At 44.1% G+C, this 26,256-nt stretch carries 21 protein-coding genes; 13 read left to right on the top strand and 8 right to left on the bottom strand.

Annotated features, from left to right (window positions below; all coding sequences use genetic code 11):
• The first annotated feature begins 59 nt into the window (after nt 1-59).
• From topA to E5260_RS07915, 6 genes are all read left to right on the top strand, one after another.
• Nucleotides 60-2,207: a type I DNA topoisomerase gene (topA, locus tag E5260_RS07940; protein ID WP_003640563.1), complete on the top strand. Its 2,148-nt coding sequence runs from the start codon at nt 60-62 to the stop codon at nt 2,205-2,207.
• A 278-nt stretch (nt 2,208-2,485) separates the two neighbouring features.
• Nucleotides 2,486-3,811 carry an FADH(2)-oxidizing methylenetetrahydrofolate--tRNA-(uracil(54)-C(5))-methyltransferase TrmFO gene (trmFO, locus tag E5260_RS07935; protein WP_013355556.1) on the top strand — a complete coding sequence of 442 codons (1,326 nt, stop codon included), beginning with the start codon at nt 2,486-2,488 and terminating at the stop codon, nt 3,809-3,811.
• A gap of 79 nt (nt 3,812-3,890) precedes the next feature.
• The gene (xerC, locus tag E5260_RS07930) at nt 3,891-4,835 is read left to right on the top strand and encodes a tyrosine recombinase XerC (RefSeq protein WP_003640561.1); all 945 of its coding nucleotides are present in this window, start codon (nt 3,891-3,893) and stop codon (nt 4,833-4,835) included.
• On the top strand, nt 4,819-5,361 hold the full coding sequence (hslV, locus tag E5260_RS07925) for an HslVU peptidase proteolytic subunit (RefSeq protein ID WP_003638820.1): 543 nt from the start codon (nt 4,819-4,821) through the stop codon (nt 5,359-5,361). The genes xerC and hslV overlap by 17 nt, the downstream gene beginning before the upstream one ends.
• A gap of 17 nt (nt 5,362-5,378) precedes the next feature.
• Nucleotides 5,379-6,797 (top strand): ATP-dependent protease ATPase subunit HslU, encoded by a 1,419-nt coding sequence (gene hslU, locus E5260_RS07920; RefSeq protein WP_003640560.1) that lies wholly within the window; start codon nt 5,379-5,381, stop codon nt 6,795-6,797.
• Between the two features lie 26 nt (nt 6,798-6,823).
• Entirely contained in the window at nt 6,824-7,702 is an 879-nt protein-coding gene (locus tag E5260_RS07915) for an aldose 1-epimerase family protein (protein WP_003640559.1), read from the top strand.
• 195 nt (nt 7,703-7,897) lie between these two features.
• On the opposite strand, the gene plsY is transcribed toward E5260_RS07915, so the two are convergent.
• The gene (gene plsY / locus E5260_RS07910; protein ID WP_003644419.1) at nt 7,898-8,524 is read right to left on the bottom strand and encodes a glycerol-3-phosphate 1-O-acyltransferase PlsY; all 627 of its coding nucleotides are present in this window, start codon (nt 8,522-8,524) and stop codon (nt 7,898-7,900) included.
• Between the two features lie 484 nt (nt 8,525-9,008).
• Here plsY and parE point away from each other — a divergent pair, with 484 nt between their 5' ends.
• From parE to msrA, 6 genes are all read left to right on the top strand, one after another.
• A complete protein-coding gene (gene parE, locus E5260_RS07905) occupies nt 9,009-11,015 on the top strand; it encodes a DNA topoisomerase IV subunit B (protein ID WP_003640557.1) in 2,007 nt (668 codons plus the stop codon).
• A gap of 13 nt (nt 11,016-11,028) precedes the next feature.
• Nucleotides 11,029-13,479 (top strand): DNA topoisomerase IV subunit A, encoded by a 2,451-nt coding sequence (gene parC / locus E5260_RS07900; protein WP_003640556.1) that lies wholly within the window; start codon nt 11,029-11,031, stop codon nt 13,477-13,479.
• A 183-nt stretch (nt 13,480-13,662) separates the two neighbouring features.
• Nucleotides 13,663-14,622, top strand: a complete 960-nt coding sequence (locus E5260_RS07895; protein ID WP_003644418.1) for a LysR family transcriptional regulator — start codon at nt 13,663-13,665, stop codon at nt 14,620-14,622.
• Between the two features lie 22 nt (nt 14,623-14,644).
• The gene (locus E5260_RS07890; RefSeq protein WP_003640554.1) at nt 14,645-15,574 is read left to right on the top strand and encodes a manganese-dependent inorganic pyrophosphatase; all 930 of its coding nucleotides are present in this window, start codon (nt 14,645-14,647) and stop codon (nt 15,572-15,574) included.
• Between the two features lie 127 nt (nt 15,575-15,701).
• A complete protein-coding gene (gene msrB / locus E5260_RS07885; protein ID WP_003644417.1) occupies nt 15,702-16,136 on the top strand; it encodes a peptide-methionine (R)-S-oxide reductase MsrB in 435 nt (144 codons plus the stop codon).
• Nucleotides 16,137-16,163: 27 nt separating this feature from the next.
• On the top strand, nt 16,164-16,679 hold the full coding sequence (gene msrA / locus E5260_RS07880) for a peptide-methionine (S)-S-oxide reductase MsrA (RefSeq protein WP_003640552.1): 516 nt from the start codon (nt 16,164-16,166) through the stop codon (nt 16,677-16,679).
• Nucleotides 16,680-16,842: 163 nt separating this feature from the next.
• On the opposite strand, the gene E5260_RS07875 is transcribed toward msrA, so the two are convergent.
• The 4 genes from E5260_RS07875 to E5260_RS07860 form a co-directional block, all read right to left on the bottom strand.
• Nucleotides 16,843-17,043: a sterile alpha motif-like domain-containing protein gene (locus tag E5260_RS07875; RefSeq protein ID WP_003640551.1), complete on the bottom strand. Its 201-nt coding sequence runs from the start codon at nt 17,041-17,043 to the stop codon at nt 16,843-16,845.
• A 212-nt stretch (nt 17,044-17,255) separates the two neighbouring features.
• Nucleotides 17,256-18,110 (bottom strand): phage integrase N-terminal SAM-like domain-containing protein, encoded by an 855-nt coding sequence (locus E5260_RS07870; RefSeq protein WP_003640550.1) that lies wholly within the window; start codon nt 18,108-18,110, stop codon nt 17,256-17,258.
• A gap of 2,054 nt (nt 18,111-20,164) precedes the next feature.
• Nucleotides 20,165-21,691 carry a hypothetical protein gene (locus E5260_RS07865; protein ID WP_003640549.1) on the bottom strand — a complete coding sequence of 509 codons (1,527 nt, stop codon included), beginning with the start codon at nt 21,689-21,691 and terminating at the stop codon, nt 20,165-20,167.
• 11 nt (nt 21,692-21,702) lie between these two features.
• Nucleotides 21,703-23,010: a glycosyltransferase family 2 protein gene (locus tag E5260_RS07860; protein WP_003640548.1), complete on the bottom strand. Its 1,308-nt coding sequence runs from the start codon at nt 23,008-23,010 to the stop codon at nt 21,703-21,705.
• A gap of 202 nt (nt 23,011-23,212) precedes the next feature.
• On the opposite strand from E5260_RS07860, the gene E5260_RS07855 reads away from it, so the two are divergent.
• On the top strand, nt 23,213-23,620 hold the full coding sequence (locus E5260_RS07855; RefSeq protein ID WP_003640547.1) for a hypothetical protein: 408 nt from the start codon (nt 23,213-23,215) through the stop codon (nt 23,618-23,620).
• Between the two features lie 78 nt (nt 23,621-23,698).
• Here the strand turns inward: E5260_RS07855 and E5260_RS07850 are convergent, their stop codons facing one another.
• The 3 genes from E5260_RS07850 to E5260_RS07840 all read right to left on the bottom strand — a co-directional run bounded on the left by E5260_RS07850 (nt 23,699) and on the right by E5260_RS07840 (nt 26,249).
• On the bottom strand, nt 23,699-25,048 hold the full coding sequence (locus E5260_RS07850; RefSeq protein WP_003640546.1) for a dihydrolipoyl dehydrogenase family protein: 1,350 nt from the start codon (nt 25,046-25,048) through the stop codon (nt 23,699-23,701).
• A gap of 65 nt (nt 25,049-25,113) precedes the next feature.
• The gene (locus E5260_RS07845; protein WP_003644413.1) at nt 25,114-25,551 is read right to left on the bottom strand and encodes a MarR family winged helix-turn-helix transcriptional regulator; all 438 of its coding nucleotides are present in this window, start codon (nt 25,549-25,551) and stop codon (nt 25,114-25,116) included.
• Between the two features lie 170 nt (nt 25,552-25,721).
• Complete coding sequence (locus E5260_RS07840) at nt 25,722-26,249, bottom strand: GNAT family N-acetyltransferase (RefSeq protein ID WP_003640544.1); 528 nt, start codon at nt 26,247-26,249, stop codon at nt 25,722-25,724.
• Nucleotides 26,250-26,256 lie beyond the last annotated feature (7 nt).

Below are 26,256 nucleotides of genomic sequence, written 5' to 3'. Positions count from 1 at the left end.
GGGATTTCTTAAACTGATATTTATAATAATGATAATGAAACCTGTAAGGAGCTGATCGAGTGGCTGCAAGTACAACTAAAGCCAAACCGGCGGCAAAGCGGAAGACCGCAACTAAAACTGCTACCAAGCGGAAAAGCAAAACGCCCGCTAAAAAATTGGTGATCGTGGAATCACCATCTAAAGCAAAAACGATTGAGAAATATTTAGGTCGTTCTTATAAAGTCGTCGCTAGTCTGGGCCATATTCGAGATTTACCGAAGAGCAAGATGGGTGTCGACGTGGATAACGACTATGAACCGCACTATATCTCGATTCGCGGTAAGGGTGATGTGATCAAAGGATTGCGGAAAGAGGCTAAAAAAGCCAAAGCCGTGTACCTCGCATCTGACCCGGACCGTGAAGGGGAAGCCATTGCTTGGCACTTATCCTATTTATTAGGACTTGACCCTAAGGATAAAAACCGGGTCGTCTTCAATGAAATCACCAAGGATACGGTCAAAAACGCTTTTAAGGAACCGCGTTCAATTGATATGGATCTAGTGGATGCCCAACAGGCCCGGCGAATTTTGGACCGGTTAGTGGGTTACTCAATTAGTCCATTATTGTGGAAAAAGGTCAAAAAGGGGTTATCGGCCGGTCGGGTGCAATCGATCGCGCTAGATTTGATCATTCAACGTGAAAATGAAATTAAAGCGTTCAAACCCCAAGAGTATTGGACGATCGATAGTGAATTTCAAAAGGGTCGTTCCAAATTCATGGCAAGTTTTTATGGAACCCATGGTAAGAAGCAACCGTTGGATGACAACGATGCGGTGCAAAAAATCTTGGGCCAATTAGACCGGAATGGCGATTTTAATGTCGTCAAAGTCGTCAAAAAAGAACGTAAACGGTTCCCGGCGCCGCCATTTACAACCTCTACCATGCAACAGGATGCCAACCGGAAGTTGAATTTCCGGACGCGTAAGACCATGATGGCAGCACAACAATTATATGAAGGCATCAATGTTGGTGGTAAGGAAGGTAGCGTCGGCTTAATCACTTATATGCGGACTGACTCGACGCGGATTTCGTCGATTGCGAAGCACGAAGCGTCACAATTCTTGCATAAAGAATACGGCGCAGAATATGCGGCCACCAAACCTGTCAAGGGCAAGTTACCAGAAGGCGCTCAGGATGCCCATGAAGCAATCCGACCCTCATCCGTCTTCCGGACACCAGCTAGCATCAAAGACTACTTGACGAAGGATCAATTCCGGTTATACCAGCTGATCTGGTCACGGTTTGTGGCTAGTCAGATGACGCCCGAAGTACTTGATACAATGGCGGTCACGATCGACCAAAATGACGTCCAATTCCGGGCGAACGGGTCGAAGACGAAGTTTGCTGGTTTTACGAAGATCTACGATAAGACGGAAAAGAATAACGTCTTACCAGATTTAAGTGAAGGTGATGTGGTCAAGTTATCGAAGACTGATCCGCAACAACACTTCACCCAGCCACCCGCACGTTACTCTGAAGCCAACCTCATCAAAGCATTGGAAGAAAATGGTGTGGGGCGGCCATCAACGTACGCACCAACCCTGGATACGATTCAGCGGCGCTACTACGTCAAATTAGAAGCGCGCCGGTTTGTGCCGACTGAACTCGGTGAGATCGTTAACGATATTATTCAGGAATACTTCCCGGATGTCGTTAATGTCGGCTTTACTGCCAGTTTAGAAGAACAGTTGGATGCGACTGAAGAAGGTAAGGAAAACTGGGTCAAAGTCGTCGATAGTTTCTACAAGCCGTTTTCTAAAGAAGTTGCAACGGCTGAGGAAAGTATGGAGAAGATCCAAATCAAAGACGAATTAGCGGGCTTCAATTGTGATATTTGTGGCGCGCCAATGGTTGTGAAGATGGGCCGTTACGGCAAATTCTTTGCCTGCTCCTGTTTCCCGGATTGTCGTAATACGAAGCCAATCGTTAAAGAAATTGGTGTCGTTTGTCCGCAATGTAAGAAGGGCCAGGTCATTGAGCGGAAATCGAAGAAGAACCGGATTTTTTATGGTTGTTCCCGCTTCCCAGATTGTGACTTTGTCTCTTGGGATAAACCGGTTGGCCGTGATTGCCCGAAGGATGGCCATTACCTGGTCGAAAAGAAGCTCAAAGGTGGCAAGCAAGTGCTTTGTCCGAATGGCGATTATACCGAAAACGTTCAAAAATAAATGAAGAAAAGGTCATCTACGGATGATCTTTTTTTGTGCATTGTCAAACAATGCGTACAATTTGTGAAAATACGTTGATAAAATTCGCAATTTCAACTGATTAACAAGTGTTTTATCGGGAAAATAAACGCCCGTTTAAATTAATGTTCGCTTTAAGCTTGACGGTGGACATGTCATTGCAGGATTTGCTGATGCCATTAGTTGTCTTCTGCTAGTTTCTCAGGTATGATGACAACAATACTATCAATGGTATGACAACAAGAAAAGAGGAATTCTGGATGGCATCAATACCAACAGTAAACGTAATCGGCGCCGGTTTAGCCGGCTCAGAGGCCGCTTGGCATATTGCTAATATGGGCGTCAATGTCCGGCTGTATGAAATGCGGCCCAGCAAAATGACTCCCGCCCATCACACGGCGCAATTTGCTGAATTAGTGTGCACGAACTCACTGCGGGCGAACCAATTAGCCAACGCGGCGGGCCTACTAAAGGCCGAAATGCGGCAGATGGATTCGATCGTGATGCAAGCGGCTGAACACCACGCTGTCCCAGCTGGCGGTGCGCTAGCCGTTGATCGGGATACGTTCTCTGCAGAAATCACGGCTGCAATCACCGCGTTACCTAATGTTGAAATTATTAATGAAGAAATTACTAGTCTCCCAGATGGCATTACGGTCGTAGCGACTGGACCATTAACGGCGGCGTCCTTAGCGAAATCGATTCAAGCGTTTAACGACGAAGATGACTTACACTTTTTTGATGCGGCCGCACCGATTTTAACGAAAGATTCGATCGACATGGACAAGGTGTATCTCAAATCACGCTATGACCGTGGTGAAGCGGCCTATCTGAACTGCCCAATGACGGAAGCCGAATTTGACGTTTTCTATGACGCGTTGATTCACGCCGAAATGGCCGAAGCGCATGATTTTGAAAATTCAGATGTCTTTGAAGGCTGCATGCCGATCGAAGTGATGGCACAACGTGGGCGCCAAACGATGCTATTTGGCCCACTTAAACCAGTGGGCCTTGAAGATCCGAAGACGGGCAAACAACCCTTTGCGGTCGTTCAGTTGCGCCAAGATGATGCCGCTGGTGATCTATATAATATCGTCGGCTTCCAAACTCATCTTAAGTGGGGCGAACAAAAACGGGTCTTTTCACTGATTCCGGGTCTGGAGAACGTTGAATTTGTCCGTTATGGCGTCATGCATCGTAATACTTTTATGAAGTCACCGAAACTATTAACGCCAACTTATCAGACACAGCAACGGCCCGATTTGTTTTTTGCGGGCCAAATGACGGGTGTCGAAGGCTATATTGAAAGTGCAGCGAGTGGCATCGTTGCTGGAACCAACGCAGCGCGCTTAGCACTTGGTTTAGAACCGGTCGTTTTTCCAACGGACACGATGATGGGGGCGATGGCCCACTATATCACGCATACGAGTGCTAGCAACTTCCAGCCCATGAACGCCAACTTTGGCATTATGCCAAAACTCAAACAGCGCATTCGGGATAAGCGTGAGCGTAATACGGCGATTTCTGAACGGGCCTTGGCTGACCTGACGACTTTTAAAGATGAAACATTGACCGTTAACAACTAAAATATTGCCCCATTGACAGGGTGCATAATTGTGTTTTCCTCCATACTTTGCTAAAGTAGCAACGTATGGAGGTTTTTGCATGGAAACGGATTATTTAACCCTCTTTTTAAAGTACATTCGGGTTGAACGACAGTATTCGGAAGAGACCGCTGCTGCTTATCGGGAAGACATTCAAGCTTTTAATGATTTCTTAACGGCAAATGGCGGCGCGAAAGCGTATACTGAAGTTGACCGGTTGGACGTTAACGTCTATTTAAGTCATTTATATGACCGGCACTTGACCCGCAATTCAATTGCTCGGAAAGTTTCAAGCTTGCGGTCGTTCTATAACTTTTTGGTTAAGAATGATTTAGCTAAATTGAATCCCTTCGTGTACGTCCAACTCAAAAAACACGCGGCGCGCTTACCCCGTTTTTTCTATCAAAAGGAGCTGGACGTATTATTTCAAACTGTCTATGCGGATGATAGCGTGATGGGGGCCCGGAACGCGGCGTTATTAGAAGTCCTGTATGGTACTGGGATTCGGCTGAGTGAGTGTGTCGATCTACAATTAGCCGACGTTGATTACGACCTAAAAATGATGTTGATTCGTGGGAAGGGCGACAAGGAACGTTACGTCCCATTTGGTCGGTACGCGGCTACCGCGCTTCAGCATTACGAAACCGTCTGCCGGCAGCCCGTGATGGCCAAGTATGGTCAAACGCACCAAACGGTGTTTATTAATCGTCACGGCGGCCCCATTACTGGCGGCGGAATCGAATATGTCTTGAATCAAATCGTTAAGAAAAGTAGTTTAACGGCTGATATTCATCCCCACATGCTCCGACACACGTTTGCAACGCAGATGCTGAATAATGGTGCCGATTTACGGACCGTGCAGGAGCTGTTAGGTCATACAAGTTTGTCAACGACGCAAATTTATGCGCACGTGACAAAGGAACATTTACAACAAGATTATCGTCAATTTTTCCCACGGGCAACGCGGGAATCGACAAAGGAGACTGAACATGACAACGAAATTTGAAGCAACTACCATTTGCGCCGTTCGCCAAAACGGCCATAACGCCATGGCCGGTGATGGTCAGGTCACGATGGGTGAAAAAGTCGTAATGAAAGGGACAGCCCATAAAGTTCGGCGGATTTATAATGATCAGGTCGTCGTAGGTTTTGCCGGGAGTGTCGCGGATGCGTTTAACCTTGAAGATCGTTTTGAAAAGAAACTCAACGAATTTTCTGGGAATTTACAACGGGCAGCCGTTGAGCTTGCCCAGGAATGGCGCAGTGACCAGGCGTTACAGAAATTGGAAGCTTTGTTGATCGTCATGAACAAAGATGACATGTTACTTGTTTCTGGGAGTGGTGAAGTAATCACGCCGGATAACGACGTCTTAGCCATTGGTTCTGGTGGTAACTTTGCCTTAGCCGCAGCTCGCGCAATGCAGCTACATGCTAAGGATATGAGTGCCAAGGAAGTCGCTGAAGCGGCAATCCATATTGCCGGCGACATTGATATCTTTACCAATCATAATGTGATCTCAGAAACGTTGTAATGTAGGAGGAAACGCTCATGGAAGAAATCAATAAGACACCGAAACAAATTGTGGCCGCGCTTGATAATTATGTTATTGGTCAAAACCAAGCCAAAAAAGCGGTGGCGATCGCGCTACGTAATCGTTATCGGCGGATGGAACTTTCTGCTGAAATGCAGGAAGAAATTACCCCCAAAAACATGCTGATGATCGGACCAACCGGGGTCGGGAAGACCGAAATTGCCCGGCGGTTGGCTAAGATTGTGCACGCCCCGTTTGTGAAGGTTGAAGCAACTAAGTTTACGGAAGTCGGCTATGTTGGTCGCGATGTTGAATCCATGGTTCGTGACTTAGTGGACGTGGCTATCGAGATGGAAAAACAACAGGCTTATTCTGGTGTGCGGGCACAAGCGGTGCAGGCTGCTGACAAACGGCTCGTCAAATTATTAGTACCGGCCCAAAAGAAGCAGGCTAAGAACAATGGTAACGAGTTCCAAAACATGATGAACATGTTTAGCCAGATGCAAAACGGCCAGACCCCCAACGTTGACGATTCAAGTAACGAAGAAGTGACCGATGAAGTTCGTAATCAACGATTATCAGTTGCCGATCAGTTGAAAACGGGGCGCTTAGAAAACTCAGAGGTTACCATCGAGATGGATGACCCCCAGCAAGCCGCCGCGGGTAATAATAACATGCTTGGTCAAATGGGTATTGATCTTGGTGATAGTTTAGGTGCCTTAATGCCCAAGAAGCGGATCCAACGGACAATGCCAGTCTCAGAGGCCCGAGAAATTTTAGTTCGGGAAGAATCCGAAAAGTTAGTCAATAACGCTGATATTTATCATGATGCGATTGTCCGTGCTGAAAATACCGGGATTATTTTTATCGATGAAATTGATAAGATTACTAAGGGTGGTCAGCAAGGTTCCGGTGAAGTTTCACGTGAAGGGGTTCAACGAGATATTCTGCCAATCGTTGAGGGGTCACAAATTTCAACAAAATATGGTCCCATCAATACTGATCACATTCTGTTTATCGCTTCCGGGGCCTTTGCGGAAAGTAAACCTAGTGATCTGATTGCTGAATTGCAAGGCCGTTTTCCAATTCGGGTCGAATTAGACGATTTAAGCAAGGATGACTTTGTTAAGATTTTGACGGAACCTAAGAATGCGTTGATTAAGCAGTATATCGCTTTGATCGGTACGGACAACATTAAAGTGACGTTCACGATTGAAGCTATCGAAGCGATTGCCACGATTGCCTATAAGGTCAACCATGAGACACAAAATATCGGTGCCCGTCGTTTGCACACCATTTTGGAAAAGCTCTTGGAAGAATTGCTATACGAAGGTCCTGACATGGAAATGGGCGAAGTCACAATCACTGAAAGCTATGTCAACGAGCGAATCGGTAACATTGCACAGGATAAGGATCTTAGTCGTTACATCTTATAAAATTTATCAAGGGGGCGTTTACGCGGATGACAGTCGAATTAAAGAATGAGTACCTCACCGTTTTGATTAATGAAGCTGGGGCGGAATTAAGTAGTGTCAAGTCGAGTGACGGTATTGAGTACATGTGGCAGGCCGACAAAACTTTTTGGGGCCGGCACGCACCCGTGCTTTTTCCAATCGTTGGTCGTTTAAAGGATGACCAGTATACCGTTGCTGGTCAGGCTTATCACATGGGACAGCACGGTTTTGCCCGCGACAATGACTTTACGGTCGTCAACCAAACGGCCACACAAGCAACATTTGAATTGACCGATAGTCGTGCGACGCGGGAGATGTATCCGTACGCGTTTCGATTACGTTTGATTTATACGTTGACGGATCATGAATTGACCGTTAACTACAATGTGCATAATCCAGCTAATCAAGAGCTGTTATTTTCTGTTGGTGGGCACCCAGCATTTAACGTACCACTCGCTGATCCGGCGGGCACACTAGCTGATTATAAGGTTACTGTGGCACCACGAAAGGTCTACGCGCATATTCCATTACAGGCACCGTTGAACGATGCGGCAAATGCGGATGACTTCGACCTGACCAAGCCATTAGCACTTAGCCGGGATTTGTTTAAGGACGATGCCCTGATTTTGGATTTGAATCATCACGAGACGACGTTAATGTTGGACACTGATCTGGATGATCATGGGGTAGCGATGACGATTGAAGATGCACCATACGTCGGCATGTGGTCACCATACCCCGCAGAAGCGCCGTTCGTGTGCTTAGAGCCATGGTGGGGCATTGCGGATAACGTTGATAGCGATGGTCAATTAAGCCATAAGATGGGCATTAATCGGCTTGCAGCGAACCAGACGTTTGATGCTAAATATGCGATTAGCTTTTTCTAACTAAAATACTGTGGTTTAGTGAAACCGGTCGACAGGTTTGACCGGTTTTTTATTGTGGTCTGAAAAGATAGCAAAATAAAGAATTGTATCATCTTACTTTAACTAGAAACAAAAAATACAAACCCAGCACCAAAGCTTACCCGTTCCTAAATAAAAAGACCACTCAGTAATGAAATGGTCTTGAAAGTAACATAATTATTTGCGGTTAGCCCGTTGCTGACGTCGCCAACCAAGTCCGAAGTGTACCAATGATTCGGTCCCGTTTTTGATACGTGCAATATTACTGCGGTGCCGATAGAAGATGAAGAGGGTCAATGCAAAGGCCACGAGTGATAGCAACCAATCCTGATAGTAAAAAATTGCAATCAACGTGACGATTGGAAAAGCCGTCATACTAGCAACACTGACCATACTGGTCGTGTAAACCAATAATAACATGATGGCACTAGCAATTAAGAAGAACTCCCAGTTGTAGGCCAATAAGATCCCAGCACTCGTGGCAACGGCCTTACCACCTTTAAAGCCGATGTAAATTGAGAAAGTATGTCCTAAAATAGCTGCTAGTCCAATCAATAAGGTATACCGGTTATTCATATGAAATAGCAAGGTCGGTTGTAGTGCTGCGATGGTGCCTTTTAGAATATCCATCACCATGACAATTGTCCCAGCGGTCGGGCCTAGGACCCGGTACGTGTTGGTAGTTCCGATATTACCGCTACCTGCTTGACGAATATCAGTGTGAAAGAAAAATTTGCCAATAATGACACCCGAAGGAATCGCGCCAATTAAGTAGGCGATGATCAGCATAATTATTATTTTCAAAGTTGGTTCCTCCTGCAATATAATCACTCAATATTTTAGCATTCTTTTTAAGATTGTGGGGATTAATTAGTTTAAAAAATGATGATTGCGTGTCAAATTATGAAAATAAAATGATTTTTTGATAATTATTATGTGCCTAAAAGCGGGTGGTTAGAGCCTTTAAAGCGCTAACTGTCAAATTAATCACGCATTTTAAGAACTAGTCGTGACCAGTAATAAGTTTATTCATTGAACTGGCGCTTAGAATCAACATGAGGTAAGCTAGTAAGTGGCTTAACTTTTAAAAGATAGTTTTAAACGCGAACGTGTGTTTGCTATTTTAATTGTTAACGTGTATGCTAACAGATGAAGAGCCACAAGTGACAATTAGAAATTAACATAATTGTACCTTGACAGGTTGGGGCTTTTAGGACTATTTTATTACGGTTACCTGAAAGCCGCACCTAGTTGAGGTAGATTTTTAAAGATAAAAGGAGTTGTGAGAATGGCCAAGAAAAGCCCAAAATATGATGATTCTTCAATCCAAGTACTTGAAGGATTAGAAGCCGTTCGGAAACGTCCCGGAATGTATATCGGTTCTACAGACGGCCGCGGACTCCATCACTTAGTTTATGAAATTGTCGATAATGCCGTTGATGAAGCCTTAGCTGGCTATGGTAAAGAAATCAACGTGATTATTCACGCCGATAACAGCATCACCGTTGTCGATCATGGTCGTGGGATGCCAGTTGGAATGCATGCTTCCGGTATTCCAACACCTGAAGTTATCCTCACGGTTTTGCATGCTGGTGGTAAGTTCGGCCAGGGTGGTTATAAGACTTCTGGTGGGCTGCATGGGGTCGGTGCGAGCGTCGTTAACGCATTGTCGTCCGAATTGACGGTAACCATTGTCCGTGATGGCTACCGCTACGTTGAACATTTCAAAGATGGGGGTCATCCCGTCGGTACCCTTGAAAAGAAAGGGAAGACTAATAAGCCAACTGGAACGACAATGACTTTTAAGCCGGACGCTAGTATCTTTACAACGACGGTTTATAATTTTCAAACGTTGGCTGAACGGTTGCGTGAATCCGCATTCTTACTGAAAGGCGTCAAAATCACGCTGACTGACGAACGGGAAAATCAACAACAAGAGCTGGTCTTCCATTACGAAGATGGTATCAAGGCGTTTGTCAGTTACCTCAATGAAGATAAGGACACCCTCGGGGATATTATGTTCTTTGACGGCACTAAGGAAGGTGTCGAAGTTGAGGTCGCTGCGCAGTACAACGATGGCTATTCGGAAAACTTGTTGTCATTCGTCAATAACGTGCGGACGCCAGACGGTGGGACTCATGAAGTAGGGTTCCGCAGTGCCTGGACGAAAGCATTCAATGAATATGCTCGCAAGGTTGGCCTATTGAAGGACAAGGATAAAAATTTGGAAGGCTCCGATGTCCGTGAAGGGTTATCCGCTGTTATTTCATTACGAGTACCGGAAAATCTCTTACAATTTGAAGGTCAAACTAAGGAAAAGCTCGGAACACCCGAAGCACGAACGATTGTTGATAATATTGTGAGTGAACAACTTCAATTCTTCTTGATGGAAAATGGTGAATTTGCTCAAATGCTGATTCGCAAATCCACCAAAGCTCGGCAGGCTCGTGAGGCTGCCCGTAAGGCCCGTGATGAAAGCCGAAACGGTAAGCGGCGCCATAAGCAGGAACGGTTACTTTCTGGAAAATTAACGCCAGCGCAGTCTAAAAACGCTAAGAAGAATGAATTATTCTTAGTCGAAGGGGATTCGGCCGGTGGTTCAGCTAAACAGGGGCGTGATCGAAAGTTTCAAGCAATTTTGCCATTACGTGGTAAGGTGTTGAATACCGAAAAGGCCAAATTAGCTGATATTGTCAAGAATGAAGAAATTAATACCATGATTTACACAATTGGTGCGGGTGTTGGTCCCGAATTTGATATTAAGGCCAGTAATTATGACAAGATCATTATTATGACCGATGCCGATACCGATGGTGCCCATATTCAAATTCTCTTACTGACATTCTTTTATAAGTACATGCGGCCAATGATTGACGCTGGTAAAATCTACATTGCGTTGCCACCGCTGTATCGATTACAAAAGAAGCAGAACAAGCAGTTACGGACGGAATATGCATGGACTGACGAAGAGCTAACGCTCAAGACCAAGTCATTTGGTAAGGGCTATGCACTCCAGCGCTACAAGGGACTTGGCGAAATGAACGCGGAACAGCTATGGGAAACAACCATGGATCCTGAAAAACGGACCTTAGTCCGAGTCCGAATCGATGACGCTGCCTTAGCAGAAAAACGGGTCACAACGTTAATGGGCGACAAAGTTGAACCTCGTCGAAAATGGATCGAAAGTAACGTCCACTTTAATTTGGACGAAGACGGGTCGTTACTAGATAACGAGGCCGTCTCATCCGCACATGAGCAAGCCGACGAAGAATTGGCACAACAGCTAAAACAATAGAGGGGGTCGTAAAATGGCAACTGAACAACCAAAAATTCAAGAACTAACCCTTGAAGACGTCATGGGCGACCGCTTCGGCCGTTATTCTAAATATATTATTCAAGAACGGGCCTTGCCAGACATCCGTGATGGCTTGAAGCCAGTACAACGACGAATCTTATACGCCATGAATCAGGATGGCAACACCTTTGACAAAGCGTTCCGTAAGTCCGCTAAATCAGTCGGAAACGTCATGGGTAATTTTCATCCCCATGGTGATTCTTCGATTTATGAAGCAATGGTTCGTCTTAGTCAGGACTGGAAGTTACGGGAACCGCTGATTGAAATGCACGGGAATAATGGTTCCATGGACGGTGATCCGGCTGCCGCCATGCGGTATACCGAGGCACGTTTGAGCAAAATCGCTGGTGAAATGCTTCAAGACATTGATAAAAAGACTGTCGATATGGTCCTAAATTTTGATGATACGGAGTACGAACCAACTGTTTTACCGGCCCGCTTTCCGAACTTATTAGTTAACGGGGCAACGGGGATTTCAGCCGGTTATGCAACGGAAATTCCGCCGCATAACTTGAGTGAAGTCATTGATGCGATTTTATTCCTGATGAATCACCCTAAGGCAACGCTTGAAGATTTGATGGACTTTGTCAAGGGTCCCGATTTTCCAACTGGGGGGATCATTCAAGGATTAGCAGGTATCAAGCAAGCCTATGAAACTGGCCGTGGGCGTATCGTCGTGCGTTCGCGAACCAAGATCGTACCGCTTAAGGGGAATAAATCACAGATTGAAGTTTCAGAGATCCCTTATGAAGTTAACAAGGCGCAATTGGTGAAAAAAATTGATGAAATTCGCATTCTGAAGAAGATCGAAGGTATCGCCGAAGTTCGTGATGAAAGTGACCGTCAGGGATTATCAGTGGTGATTGAACTGAAGCGTGACGTCAATGCAGAAGGTATTCTGACTTACTTACTCAAAAATACCGATCTACAAATTACTTATAACTTCAATATGGTCGCCATTTATCATCAACGGCCCGAACACGTTGGGCTGAAAACGATTCTAACGGCCTACTTGGAACATCAACGGGACGTTGTAACCCGTCGGACCCAATTTAACTTACAGAAGGCTATGGATCGCCAACACATCGTTCAAGGATTAATCAAGGCGATGTCCATCCTCGACCAAGTAATTAAAACGATTCGTGGTAGCAAGGATAAGAAGGACGCCAAACAGAACTTGGTCAGTCAATTCGATTTCTCTGAGATTCAAGCTGAAGCCATCGTGACAATGCAACTTTATCGGTTAACCAATACCGATGTGACGCAGCTAGAAAAAGAATCAGCTGAACTGGCCAAGGCTATCGCAACCTATCAGCTGATTCTGGCAGAGCCTAAAGAACTCGATAAAGTTTTACGGCGTGAACTAAAGGCCGTTCAAAAAGCCTATCCAACGAGCCGTTTGACTGAGATTCAAAATGAAATTCAAGAATTAAAGGTCAAGACCGAGGTCGTGATTCCACAAGAAGACGTCATTGTTATGATTAGCCATGATGGTTATATCAAGCGAACCAGCTTACGCTCTTATTCAGCGTCTGAGCCCGATGATAACGGGCTTAAAGATGAGGATTATCCGATCTATCTAGCTAAAAATAGCACGTTAGATCATTTAATGATGTTCACCAACATGGGCCATCTCATTTACCGGCCGATTTATGAAATTGCTGACGCCAAATGGAAAGATACCGGTGAGCACATTTCTCAGACGATTGGGCTGGCTGAAAACGAGCGCATCACGTGGGTCTATTCTTTTGAGAACCTTAAAGCTACCGGAAAATTCTTAGTGGCAACTAGTGACGGCTATATCAAACAAACGGCCTTTGCTGATTACACGCCGGGTCGAACTTATAAGACTCGGGCCAGCCAGTTCATCAAAATGAAGTCAGACGATGCAACCGTTGTAACAGTCGAATACTTACCAGCTGCACCAACGGGAACCCTGATTCTGATAACGCAACATGGGTATGGCCTTCGCTATGATTTAAGCGAGGTCCCAACGATTGGTGCGAAGGCGGTCGGCGTGAAATCTATGGATCTGCGCGACGATGCCATTGTACGGGCAACAATCGCCGCAGATGATGATTTGATTGCCATGATTACGCAACGGGGTTCATTCAAGAAGATGAAGGTGGCAGATTTACCCGTGACAAGTCGTGCACGGCGGGGCGTTCAAGTCTTACGGGAGTTAAAAAATAATCCACACCGGGTCGCTGATTATGTCTTAGTTGCTAGTGACGCAAATGGGGTTGCACTTGATGTGCTGACTGATCGTGGTAAGCACCATTCGATCTTGAATGATGATCATCCTACTAGTGCGCGTTATTCTAATGGCTCTTTTGTAGTTGATACTGATACTGAAGGGGAACCTGTTTCTATGCAGATCCATCCGATCCCACTAACGGTATAGTTTCCAATGCGAATACTTGCACGTTAACGGGCATTCGATTAAGATAATATTATAACAGGGTAAAAGATTATGAATTAGTTAAGCTTTATTTACCAATAACAACCGCTTGCTTTCACTTTGAATCTTGTATAAAATTATAGATATCATAAGATGGCGATAAGAAGAAAGGATCAGGTAAAATTCATGAAGACAACTCAAGAAAGTATTTTCTCATCGAAAACGTTAACGTATTTCTTGCAACTAGCTGAAACTATGAATTACACACAGGCAGCTCAAATTTTAGGAATTACGCAACCAGCATTGACCCAACAGATCAAAAAACTAGAGCGTACCGTTGGTGCCCCTTTATTTTATTCCGTTGGGAAAAAGTTACGTCTCTCTGACGCCGGTTACACAATGCTTAACGCAACCCACAGTATTTATAGTGTATTGAACAAGGCAACTGATGAAATCCAGCAGACAACTAGTGCTACTCAAGGAACAATCAATATTGGCGTGCTAGCTTCAATTGAAGACCATGTATTTGAGGATTTTGCCATTAAGTATTACGAGGCCAATCCAAATGTTATTATTTCGTTGCACATGCTGACGCGTAAAGAGATTTGGGAACGATTAGAAAATAATCGGATTGATTTGGCAGTCATGTACCTACCTGATGAAAGTATCAAGAACTGGAAGCCATACCAGTCTAAGAAGATTATCCAAGACGAATTGCTATTCATTTCGGGTGACGAGAAGTTAGCGAAGAAGAAGCGCATCAAGTTCAAAGATACGACGCTCAATCCATGGGTGACGTATCCTGAAAACTATTACTTGGATCAAGTGGTTAAGGAATCTTATAAGAACCAGTTGGCTGATTTGCCAACGGCAGTCGCACGGTTTACGACGCCACAACAGATTTATCGCTTTGTGGCAGCAACTAATACTAACACGGCGTTGCCAAATTCATTTATGGTGGCTAATCCGGCAACTGATAAGCTCCACACGTTGTCATTTGAACCAGCCATCAAGTTTGACTTAAATTTTGTCTTCCGTAAAGATAAGGACCAAATTCCGCGAATCAAGAATTTCCTTGATGAATTTGATGCCTACTTACGGACCGAAGATTATATTTCACGGTTACAAAAGATTAATCAAAAATAAGTTTTAAGGGAGTTTTGTGCTAATGAGTAAGGAATTAGTTTTTGGACATCAAAATCCTGATACCGACGCAATCGTGGCGGCTAAGGCGTTCTCATACTACGAAAATAAGATGGGAGCGGACACTGAAGCAGTTGCATTAGGCGAACCCAACGAAGAAACTCAATTTGTTTTGGATTACTTCGATGAACCAGCACTACGGGTGATTACTAAGGCCAGTGATGAAGTTGACAGTGTTATGCTTGTTGATCATAACGAACCTCAACAAAGTGTGAGTGACATTGCTGACGTAACTGTTAGTCACGTGGTTGATCATCATCGAATTGCTGGTTTTGACACGGCCCAACCATTATTCTACCGGGCTGAACCACTTGGTTGCTGCAGCACTGTCATTTACAAGTTGTTCAAAGAAAATGACATTGAAATTCCAGCCAAGTTAGCTGGATTAATGTTATCTGCAATCATTTCAGATACATTACTCTTAAAGTCCCCAACCACAACGGAAACTGACGTGGCAGTTGTTAAAGACTTAGCTAAAATTGCTGATATTGATTATGAAACGTATGGTTTAGCAATGCTTAAAGCGGGCACTAACCTTGACAGCAAGACTGAAAAGGAATTAATCGATGCCGATGCGAAGTCATTTGAAATGGCTGGCAAGACCGTGCGCGTTGCGCAAATCAATACAGTTGACTTGGATGATGTTTTCAAGCGTCAAGCTGCTTTAGAAGCTGCTGCAAAAGACGAAAATGCGAGTGACGGCTATGATTTATTCTTAATCTTGGCTACTAATATCTTAGATAGTAACTCGGAATTATTAGTCGTTGGTAACCCAACGGAACCTGTTGAAAAAGCCTTTGGTAAGACGATTGCTAACAACCGGTTAAGCTTACCAGGTGTCGTTTCACGTAAGAAGCAAGTTGTCCCTCAATTAACGGACGCCTTCAACGCTTAATTTACAGATTAATTTAAAAAGAAGCTACCACTTGTTGGAGCTTCTTTTTTGCATTCTAGCTAGATTGGGGTATGATAAATACTGTAATTAGATTGTACACAACTCAATTATGGAAGGACTGATAGTAATGGATAAACAGCAGGGTGAATTACGACAGCGTCTAACGCCTGAACAATACGCCGTTACTCAAGAGGCAGCGACCGAACGGCCATTTAGCGGTGAGTATGATAACTTTTACCAGGAAGGTATTTACGTTGATGTAGTTAGTGGTCAAGCACTCTTTAGCTCGCGTGACAAATATGATGCGGGTTGTGGGTGGCCATCCTTCACTAAACCAATCGATCAGACTAATCTTAACGAACACCGTGACGAGTCGTTTGGCATGCATCGAACAGAAGTGACTAGCACACAAGCAAACTCACATTTAGGTCACGTCTTTCCAGATGGGCCACGAGATCGCGGCGGGCTTCGTTATTGTATTAATTCAGCAGCACTGAAGTTCATTCCAGTTGCCGACCTTGAAAAGGCTGGTTATGGTCAGTATCAGAGTTTATTTAAATAATTGAGTTAATAAACGGGAGGAATTTAGATGACAGAGACTGCAATATTTGCTGGTGGCTGTTTCTGGTGCATGGTCAAACCGTTTGATCAACAGCCCGGGATCAAGTCAGTCATTTCAGGTTACACTGGTGGTACCGTCGCTAATCCGACGTATGAACAAGTTGCCAGCCACACGACTGGGCATACTGAAGCGGTTAAAATCACTTTTGACCCAGATGTAATCAGTTATGCTGACTTGGTCGAAATTTACTGGCGTCAGACTGATCCAACCGATGCTTCTGGCCAATTTCAGGACCGTGGTGACAGTTATCGACCGGTAATTTTTGTTAATAGTGAAGCTCAACGTCGAACTGCAACTGCTTCAAGAGATGCACTTGCGGCTAGCGGTAAGTTTGCTGAGCCGATTGTGACAACCATTGAAGATGCGAAGCCATTTTATCCCGCAGAAGCCGAGCACCAAGACTTTTATCGACGCAATCCATTCCGTTATCAAATCGAAGAAATGGGTGGTCGTGAGGCGTTTATTAAGCAACATTGGCAATAAGCTAGATGGTGATTAAGCGTTGAAAATGGCTCAGATTTGCGATCTTCGTATCGTTTGAGTCTCATCTCGATAAAAATAAGGCTAAAAACACGAATAAACCAACCTGCAACCACAGCAATCGTCGCTGGGCTAGTAGGTTGGTTTTTGAGTTCAATTATGATTGTTAACTTGCTTGGTACGCGTCCAATGCTGAATAAAATGATTTTTTGACTGAGTCACGAATATTTAAGTAAGTAATATAATCAGATAATTCATGAACATTACTAGTCAAAGGAAAATCAAAATCTGAGTGCGCATAACAAGCGGCTGGCGCGAACGGACCATTTTGTTCAATAAACGGTTCTAACCAACGATAGAATGTCATCAAATCATCCTTTCAATACTTTAGTTAAATTCAATAAAACTAGTTTAACTGCAAAAAGGCGCGTTGTATAGGCGTTTTAAGGCTTCTTAATTAACTAGCAAATTCCACGTAATGCTTGTGACGTGTTTGTAAAGTTATGTAAAGATCGTGCAACAACGTAAAGTTACTTTAACTAAAAAAGCTAACTGTAGCAGTTAGCCCATCAGTGTCACTTAGTCGGTTTTAGTGGCTTTTAAAGTTCGCAAATCACGTTGTCGTAGCAAGTTTTGGTAATATTCGAGGCTGGTTTCATCTAAAAGTAGTTGTTGCATGATCTCAGTCGGTTCGGTCGTCCGGTGTTGATTGAGAAACCACAGCATGAAGTCCTGGCGCAATGCAACCGGCTTTAATGGCACACCTAAACGTTGACTATCACCCGCCAAGTATTTATGCAATGCCGCGAGGGTGAGATGTGGGTCGGTTCCGCGTTGACGCTGCTTTAAAAAAAGGTCCGAACTACCACTTTGAGTCTGTAATGGCTGCAAATAGGCCCGTAGTTTAACCAGAAAAGCCTGTTCTACTGCTGTAAAGGTAATTGCATTCAACTGCTGATAAAACCCTGGGGATAGCATCTCCGTGGCAGTATAACCCTTGGTCGTTAGTAACAAGAATAAGCGGGTGTATGGATGCAGATCATCCATTGCTAACCATGCCGCTAATTGCTCTGGCCAGGTCGTTGTTTGTTGACGATTGGTCAAGGGTTGCCCTTTAATTGTAAAGGTTGGTAAAGTTGTAATAATTCGGTGTGAAAATAAATAGCTAAAGTAGCCGTTTAGATTCGACAGACATTTGTTCAGTGTCGATGTTTTGAATTGGCGTTGTTCACGGAGCATTGCCAAGTAAGCTTGAATATCATTCTCAGTTAAATCTGCTAGTAATTGATCCTTAGCAAAGGTCTCATTGAAATGCTGCTCATAGTTGAAAAAGTCAGCCAAGGTTAATTCATATTGCTCAATCGTACTAGCTTGCTTGCCAGCAGTTTCTAATGAGGCGAGAAAGCTTTTAGCATACGGAAATTTAGCGGTCATTGATAGTAGGACATCCTTTCTGGGTTAGAATTCTTACTTTAACTAAAACATAAATTTACAACAAAAACAAGCGATTTGACCGATGCTGAGAGACGCGTTCTAAGCGCGTGTTCGTTTATTAGTTGAAGAGTTGTCCCTTAAATAAACCGTAAAATCGATGTTAGTTATCAGCAAATCATGAGCGTGCATGCAAACTAGTGATAATTGGATTTAGGAGTCTGAAAACATTTGAACTTTTAGTGATTCAGATAAGTTGATCCGAATTAACGAAAAATGCTCGGTTGAAATTCAATCGACTAATTTTAGTGTTGATGTTTGTGAATCATAAAAAATAATTTAAGTTAAGCGGACGTCTTGAAAAATTCTGAAGGGGACCTAAATCAGGTCGTGGGGGAGCAATTTTGTTTTTAATTCTACTTTGTATAATATATATTATGTAAACTAGAAAATGTAAAAAAAGCCCCCTAGCTAGATTTACCCATAATCCACACATAAACCATCATAATCACAACAAACCGCTTTTATCGCGTGAATTGTCATCAAGTTTACTGCTAGTACAGCGATAATTTTTGGGTGGCAAATTAATTTATGGCACATTTTTATAAAATCTACTGAACTCACTGAATCATATTATTGATGTGACTTACCGTGAATATATGATTATGGTTCATAAGGTGGCCACCATGCATCATGAAATAGCTTTTGACTGTGTTAATGATGTTATTGCTCATATTTATTGAATCGATGGTTTGCTAACGACAGCCTTATTTTTTCAAAAGACATGATTTGCCATGGACCAGAAACGCCAAAAACCGTATCAGGACAGTGTTCAATCACGCGCTTAACTGAATCATCAGCCACGTTCAAAAATGTTAAAGATGTGTAATTTAGACCAGTCTGTAATACTAATTTATCTTGTCGACAACCACATCAGTCTACCGTAATTTATATTAGAGGCCGCGGGCTGAACACCATAAATGTGAGTGGCATCCTTGAGTACCTGCGGTTGCATGAAGCCCAGGTAATTAGCGGCAACTAGCCTAGCTTTCAACTGTTTTTTGGCGATTATTAGTCAGAATTGTGGCTTGACAACTTGTTAATTTTCAGACCATTAGTCCTAAAATTAAGCGTATTTATTAAAGCTGATTGTGCCATTCAATTTAGTGTCAACAATTATTGCAGACTACGAACAATAATTCGCCATGGCCTCATATGTTTGTTGGACATGTGCTAGATCAAAAGTTTGGTGAATAATTTACCGGGGTGATGGGTTCTTTCAATACCACGGCTAATAAAATTGTGTAATTTGCAGCAAGTTGTCACGAACGCAATGTCATCATGCAAACCGATATTACGCAAATGGGCCGTTGGAGTTCATTTCAACCTTTTGTGACAACCCCTACCCGGCCAAAAATAGCACCCGGTCGCCCTACTCTTAAGCCTATTCCATTTCAACGCATTCTAAAACCGCTTCAGCACCAGTTTTATCGGATCAATTGGGCAATTCAATGGTTTTGACGACAATATCCATTGCAACGCACGTTTTGGCTGAAGCCTGGCGGATTGACATGACGGCTCATAGCAATGATTTTGCTAGCCCGCGTAATTTTACGCCGAACCGCCCCCCAGCCACTAACAGCGTCATCCATCGCCCATAGTACTGACTGTCGCCCTAGCTTGAAACCCGTTGCCATGACATGTTGGCGAAGAGCAATCAATCATTTAGTGGTCATCACCGGGCTGTCCTGGCACCTTGACGAGCACCCAATCGGCATTAGTAAATGGGGATTACGGGCCATTAAAGTCAATTGATCCGTGGTATTTGCTAACGATACTGGCAGTGCCAGCTATTAACTATGACCGTAGCCACAATAATTTGATAGTACAAATTAGACGATCTGTCCCCTTTTAAACATTATAAAAAGATTATTACTGAAGTAACAGTCACTACTGTCAGCAATAATCTTTTTTATATCATCAGTTTAATTTTCATTCAGTGAGCTTCGAACGCTAGCGATTCATTTGGGTATTGATCTTGAAATTGCCACTGTTACTCAACTCTGCTTGATTTGACGCCGCCAGAGCTTGGCCCCCGCGATCCCGCAAGTCATCAACATAAGGATTGGTAAGTACAAGATAATATGATAGCGGCCCTGTACTTCTAATGGTAAAGCGCTTAAGGTGAAACCGTCTAACAAAAGCGCTGCCATTAGCAAATAGTGGTTAAGATAGTGTTGATGCCATAGCAGTCCCAGCCCCATTAAAACACTGAATAACGCAATCACCAGCATTGCCTGCCAATAAACCGTCGCACTTGTAATCAATATAGGGGCTAAATAAAACCAGTGGCGGTTAAGCAAACCGGGATGATGGCTTAAGTTATATAAGCTCCAATCATAGCCATAATCCTCACGAATAAAGCCCTGCATTTTTTCATTAACAAATGACCCCAACTGTGGCTTGATTTGTTTGAGATTAGTCTGCAAAGTCCTCGCCATCGTTCGTGTGATTCGCGGATAGGCTTGCGTCAACGTGGGCGCCACCCGTAATTCGTGGCTGACGGTAGCTTGTAGTGCCGGGCTATAGGTCCCGTGACTTTTAACATCTGTCCCCGTAGCCAGGCTGTATAAAGTTTCAACTTGGGCTGGCGCAACCTTAAAGCCATATAACCAGCTGTCGAGATTAGTCGCTGTGAACATGAGTCCTAACACGACCGCACTGTATATGAGGAGCTGACGTACTTGAACGCGGTAAAGGTGGTGAGATTTAAGCAGGACACACAAACTCATCAAACCCAGTGCAATTAGCCAGACGCCCATGATTGGCCTCAGCATATTGGCCACGACAGTCATCACGATCGCTAACGCTAGGTATAGTCGTCGATCCGTGATTGTGGTCGTCGTGAGTGGGACTAATGCCCGCGTCAGCGCATACATCATGAGCAGGACGCTGGTGAAAAAGAACGGTTCACCACCATTTAAGAGCGTGCCGTACAGCCAATAAGCTGGAATCCAGTAAAAAATGAGGGCAGCCATGATGCCTAATTGTCGTGAGAGCCACCGTGCGACTAGCCAGTAAATTAAGACCATATCGACTAAAGTACACCCAATATTGATTAGTTGGCTGACAAAAAAGTTGGCCCCGCCAAAAGCCGCGACTAAACTGTAGCCGTTCGCGATATTTAAAGCGTGCGGAAAAACGACGTAATTGCCAACGATACCATGGTGTAACAGTTGGGTCCAGGTGAATCCTTGGGCACTAAACGCGGCTAGTGTATGGTAATTCCAGAAATCTGAGGTCGGGTCGATCTTTAACCCTGCAACTAGTGGAAATTTTAAGATAGTTAACCCCATCAGTGCTGCAACTAACCAGCTAGTTTGGTGGCGGCTCAACCACCAGCTGCCAAGGCCAATCGTGGCACTAATGAACAATACGAATAAACCAGCGCCTATCCAAGCACTGATTGCGAGGTGTAATTTCAGGTTGACTTGCCAGTTGGCGACAATCATCCACCCGAGTAAGGCAGCTGCAATCGTGAGAACGGTAATTTGAAATATCTTATAGCACCACTTCATCGGCATGCACCTTCATCTTAATATGAGCGTTTTAAGCCAGTATCTGGATATTTTGCAACGCGGGTCGTAACACCATGGCGCGTTTTAGCCCACGCTGTTTGACCGCGTAACTGCCGATAAATGGCGACGTATGGCGTCAGGCTAATGATCAATAAGAATGCCTGAAAGCTTAAACTTTGTTTGAGGGCATTCATGAATCCAACGGGTTGTTTCACGACGGCACAGTTGCGTTGATACAGTGCTGCTAATACCAAACAAGCCGAAAAAGCGATCACTAGTAATGTCCCGATAGCCAAGTGATGCCACCCAACTTGCCAATGTTGTAGGCTACGGCTCACAAGCACGACTAACGTGATTAGACTGGTCAGTGGCACGATACAACCACTGATAGGCATCAAAATCCAAAAGGTCGTGTCCAATTTTTGAAAATGGTTCAGACGTCCCGAACGCCAAAGTGCTGGTAGATAACGCATACATTGAACGGCACCCTGACACCAGCGTACCCGTTGGCGAAAAAACGGTCGTAATTGTTCAACAGCTTCTTGCTGGACAACTAATGTATGATCAAAAGCTGTTCGGGTACCACCTAACAGCCAAGTCCGCAAAGTAAATTCGAGATCCTCAAGTAAGCTATTCCCCCATGGGTTTTGCAACGCTAAATCTAGCCGGACAAACTGACCATTACCCGACGCGATCCCCTGACCAAGACGGTTGCGTAGCTGTTGAGTGGCATTGTTAACGCCCATAAACTCAAAATTTTGCATCTTGGTCAGCCAGTTGGGCTGATTATAAATGTTCACACTAGTTTGGATCATCGCCAACTGTGGTTCTTGTTCAAAGTGCGCCAGCACCCGTGTCAAGTCAGCAGTATTCATGAATGCGTCTGCATCTAGGACCCCCACGATTGTTCGTTGCGGATCAGATTTTAGTGCTAACGTCTTATGAATATACTGGACAGCAGTGTTGAGGACGGCCCCTTTACCAGCACGCTGGTTACCCGTGCGGTGTAGAATTTGTAAGAAGCGCGACGATGACTGAGTTAACAACAGTAGACTGTGATCAGTCGAATCGTCATCGACGGCAATGATCTGGGCGTGAACGGTTGGCGGTAATTGTTCGAGTGATTCAGTAAGTTGCGTAATCGTGCGCGAGATCACGTGTTCTTCATTGAGTACCGGAATGACCAAAAATAATTCATAGGGTGTGGGCCCTTTTTCATAGCTTTGAATGGGCTCCCGATAGTGATTGATCAACAATAAATTAATAATAAAATACAAGTAAAAAACGACTGAAATCGTAATTGCAACTCGAACTATTATCATCATAACTCCCCCATAGAAACTTATTAAGAAGGTATTATACGCATACTTTTTTAAAATGCCTATTATTTATGTTATGAAAACATAGTGAACGAATCATGCTCATTCTTTACGTCTTTTTCACGAGAAGTTTACAATTATTCGGTAGTTAGGCGCCTATGTAGATTGGTAAGATAGTGTTATTAAACAATAAGGACGGCGTAGACTGATGAAAAAGATAACTTGGGGATTACTCGCACTGTTGATTGGCCAACCAATCATCGTTTATATTGGGCAAGCAGCCCTTTTAACGACGATACCAAATCACTATGGTTTATTGGGGGCAATCGCTTATACGAGCGATCCGTACCATTATTTGGCAATGTTTGAAAGTATGCTCATTCCGGCCCTATTGCTTGTGATTATCCTGCTAAATCGGTATGCGACACCCTTTGTATGGTCAATGATTCTGAAAGGCACACTCAGTTGGTGGCTCTTTGGGATGAATTGGTTCATTTTGATCAGTTTATTTGTTCAGGCCAGTTGGTTAAGCTGGGGCGTCTTCATTTGGACGCTCGGTGGGGCCATTATCCTGCTTGTCAAATTATTAGGGGCCCTAGGCATGAACTATCGGTGAGTTAGTCTCGAACGGCAAAAAGATACTGTATAGGCGACGCCTACACAGTATCTTTTAAATTGGTCAGTTGGTTTAAAACTAGTCATGGTGTAAAAGTGGTGTCAACATATCAATGATACCCACTGAAGCACTCGGAAAGGCAAAAATCTTCTGACTTAACGTGTTGGCTGAGACGTGATCAGTAATAATCATGGTCAGTAAGTTAATCAAGTCTGGTGCGCCATTACCATAGATGGAGGCGCCAACAAGGTAATTCTCTTGGTCAAAGACCAGTTGTAGATCAGCATCGACCTCGTTTTGATACTGAAAGGCTAACAGTTTACCGTATGGTAGTGCTTGAACGTGAAAGTGTTCAGTATCAAACTTGGCGGCTTCGACAGGGATACCGACTTGTGCGATTCTTGGTAACGTAAAGACGACCGATGGAATGACCGGATAATCAATCGCGGCCGTACTTCCAAGCAATTGGCCGGCAATGTAGTTAGACTCAAAGGTCGCGGTCGGTGTTAACTTCGGCAAAGTCTTGCTGATGACATCACCGCTAGCGTAAATGTTGGGAATATTTGTCTGCAAATGGTCGTCGACGATAATGCCGTGCCGATCGGTCTTAATGCCAACTTTCGTTAACCCTAAGTGTTCGATGTTTGGAATCCGACCAGTAGCTGTGATGATGTCATCACTCTCAATGGTCAGGCCGTTCTTAGTGGTTGCCAATAATCCCGTGGCGCTTTTAGTCACTTGGCTAAGGGCTTCACCAAAGTGGAAGTGTACCCCGGCTGCCTGTAAATGTGCAATCATTTTTTCAACGTGCTCTGAATAAAATGCAGGTAGTGCCCGGTCGGCAAACTCAATAATATGCACTTCAGATCCTAGTAACACAGCCATGTTGGCAAATTCTAACGAGATAATTCCGGCACCAATCAAGGTCAACCGCTTGGGCATGGTTGGTAGGTCAAGAAAATCACGACTATCATGCATTAGATCAGCGCCCGGAATAGCTAATTTGGCTGGGCGCTGTCCGGTCCCGACAACGATGGTATCCGCCGTATACGTGCTGCCGGCCACTTTAACAGTGTGCGTATCAGTCAGTTCGCCATGTCCTGTAATAATCTTAATCCCTAATTGCTTGAATACGGCCGTCATTTGTACCGATAAGGGTTGAATGACTTGCTGCTTATATGCCATCAATTGTGACCAATCGATACTGGGCGTTGTGTTGACACCAATCCCCTGGTATTGTTTGAGCTGTTCGGTCAGCTCGAAGGGGCCGTCTAACAAAATCTTAGCATCACAACCAAAGTTAGTGCATGTCCCGGCGATTGTATCCTCTTCAATGATTGCTACCTTTTGTTGCGCACGTGCAAGGGTCACTGCAGCGTGCCACGTCGCGTGACCGCTACCGATAAAAATTGTGTCATAATCTGCCATTAAAGATTCCTCCTAAATTTATAATTCAGTCGTGCACGATTGAAATAGCCAATAAAAAGGCCCATCTAGGCCAAATCTTGTGATAATGCGGTAATGATCTTCTGGTTCAAGGCCAAAGCCTGCTGATATTCATCGATGGTCAGATGGTAGCGACTGATACAAGTTGCAATCGCGGCTTCGATTGGTGCTTGTTGTTGCTTGCCTTGAGTTGTGAGATGAATAACCAATTGACGCCGATCCGTTGCTGGGCGCTCCCGTTGCAACCACCCGGCGTCTTCCATACGCCGCAAAAGTGGTGTCAGAGTGTTGCTACTTAAACGCAGAACTTGACCCAATTCGTGTAGTGACTGATCGTCGCGTTCCCACAATGCCATTAGTACGAGATATTGTGCGTAAGTCAGCTTGAATGGCGTTAATGTTTCGACATAAAATTTGTTAAATAACCGATTGGCATTGTATATGCTAAAACAAAGTTGATTTGCTAGGTCAATTTCTAGTGTCATGCAGATGCCCCTTTCAATCGTGTGCGATTGATTAATAGTATAAGCCCCTTTCTTAACAAAAACAAGGGGTAGTTCGATTTTTAATGGCACAGCCACGAACTTCGGACAATTTTTAATTTTCAAGAACAAGCTGCTTGGGTGGTGTCGTCAATTAGGCAGCGACTTCCGATCTAGTCCTGAGTCAGCGACTTAATCATGAGTAAATCGGTTTGGCGATCGTCACCCATCACAAAATCGTGAGCACTGAATTGTTCAAAGCCCCATTTCGCATAGAAGTCCTTTGCCGGTTCGTTATGTTCCCAAACGCCAAGCCAAACTTTATGCTTGTGATTAGCTTTAGCAATTTGAATCGCTTGTTGCATAAATTGATTACCGAGCCCTTGGTGTTGGAAAGCTTTTCGGATATAGATTCGTTCAACTTCTAAAGTGTCTGGACCCATTGCTTCTGATTGTGCCGCACCGGTGTTTAATTTCAAGTATCCTAATGATTCACCGGCTCGTTCAACAAAATAAAATTGTGATTCGGGTTCCGCTAATTCATGGGTTAACTTGGGCAAGTTATATGCATCTTGTAAGTATGCGGCCATATTTTCAGAGGTGTTTTGTGCACCAAACGTGTCCTTAAAGGTTTCAATACTGATTTGTTGTAGTTTGTTCACGTCAGCAGTGGTGAGCCGCCGTGTCGTAATTTGTGACATGATCAAT

This window comes from Lactiplantibacillus plantarum, assembly GCF_014131735.1.
GTDB classification, from domain to species: Bacteria; Bacillota; Bacilli; order Lactobacillales; family Lactobacillaceae; genus Lactiplantibacillus; species Lactiplantibacillus plantarum.
The sequence above is the reverse complement of the archived record's forward strand: the minus strand, read 5'-3'. Positions and strand labels throughout refer to the sequence as shown.

Bases quoted from the DNA above. Each gene is read 5' to 3' on its own strand.
- trmFO (WP_013355556.1), top strand. From the start codon at position 2,486: ATGGCATCAATACCAACAGTAAACGTAATCGGCGCCGGTTTAGCCGGC.
- xerC (WP_003640561.1), top strand. From the start codon at position 3,891: ATGGAAACGGATTATTTAACCCTCTTTTTAAAGTACATTCGGGTTGAA.
- hslV (WP_003638820.1), top strand. From the start codon at position 4,819: ATGACAACGAAATTTGAAGCAACTACCATTTGCGCCGTTCGCCAAAAC.
- hslU (WP_003640560.1), top strand. From the start codon at position 5,379: ATGGAAGAAATCAATAAGACACCGAAACAAATTGTGGCCGCGCTTGAT.
- E5260_RS07915 (WP_003640559.1), top strand. From the start codon at position 6,824: ATGACAGTCGAATTAAAGAATGAGTACCTCACCGTTTTGATTAATGAA.
- parE (WP_003640557.1), top strand. From the start codon at position 9,009: ATGGCCAAGAAAAGCCCAAAATATGATGATTCTTCAATCCAAGTACTT.
- parC (WP_003640556.1), top strand. From the start codon at position 11,029: ATGGCAACTGAACAACCAAAAATTCAAGAACTAACCCTTGAAGACGTC.
- E5260_RS07895 (WP_003644418.1), top strand. From the start codon at position 13,663: ATGAAGACAACTCAAGAAAGTATTTTCTCATCGAAAACGTTAACGTAT.
- E5260_RS07890 (WP_003640554.1), top strand. From the start codon at position 14,645: ATGAGTAAGGAATTAGTTTTTGGACATCAAAATCCTGATACCGACGCA.
- msrB (WP_003644417.1), top strand. From the start codon at position 15,702: ATGGATAAACAGCAGGGTGAATTACGACAGCGTCTAACGCCTGAACAA.
- msrA (WP_003640552.1), top strand. From the start codon at position 16,164: ATGACAGAGACTGCAATATTTGCTGGTGGCTGTTTCTGGTGCATGGTC.
- E5260_RS07875 (WP_003640551.1), bottom strand. From the start codon at position 17,043: ATGACATTCTATCGTTGGTTAGAACCGTTTATTGAACAAAATGGTCCG.
- E5260_RS07870 (WP_003640550.1), bottom strand. From the start codon at position 18,110: ATGACCGCTAAATTTCCGTATGCTAAAAGCTTTCTCGCCTCATTAGAA.
- E5260_RS07865 (WP_003640549.1), bottom strand. From the start codon at position 21,691: ATGCCGATGAAGTGGTGCTATAAGATATTTCAAATTACCGTTCTCACG.
- E5260_RS07860 (WP_003640548.1), bottom strand. From the start codon at position 23,010: ATGATGATAATAGTTCGAGTTGCAATTACGATTTCAGTCGTTTTTTAC.
- E5260_RS07855 (WP_003640547.1), top strand. From the start codon at position 23,213: ATGAAAAAGATAACTTGGGGATTACTCGCACTGTTGATTGGCCAACCA.
- E5260_RS07850 (WP_003640546.1), bottom strand. From the start codon at position 25,048: ATGGCAGATTATGACACAATTTTTATCGGTAGCGGTCACGCGACGTGG.
- E5260_RS07845 (WP_003644413.1), bottom strand. From the start codon at position 25,551: ATGACACTAGAAATTGACCTAGCAAATCAACTTTGTTTTAGCATATAC.
- E5260_RS07840 (WP_003640544.1), bottom strand. From the start codon at position 26,249: ATGTCACAAATTACGACACGGCGGCTCACCACTGCTGACGTGAACAAA.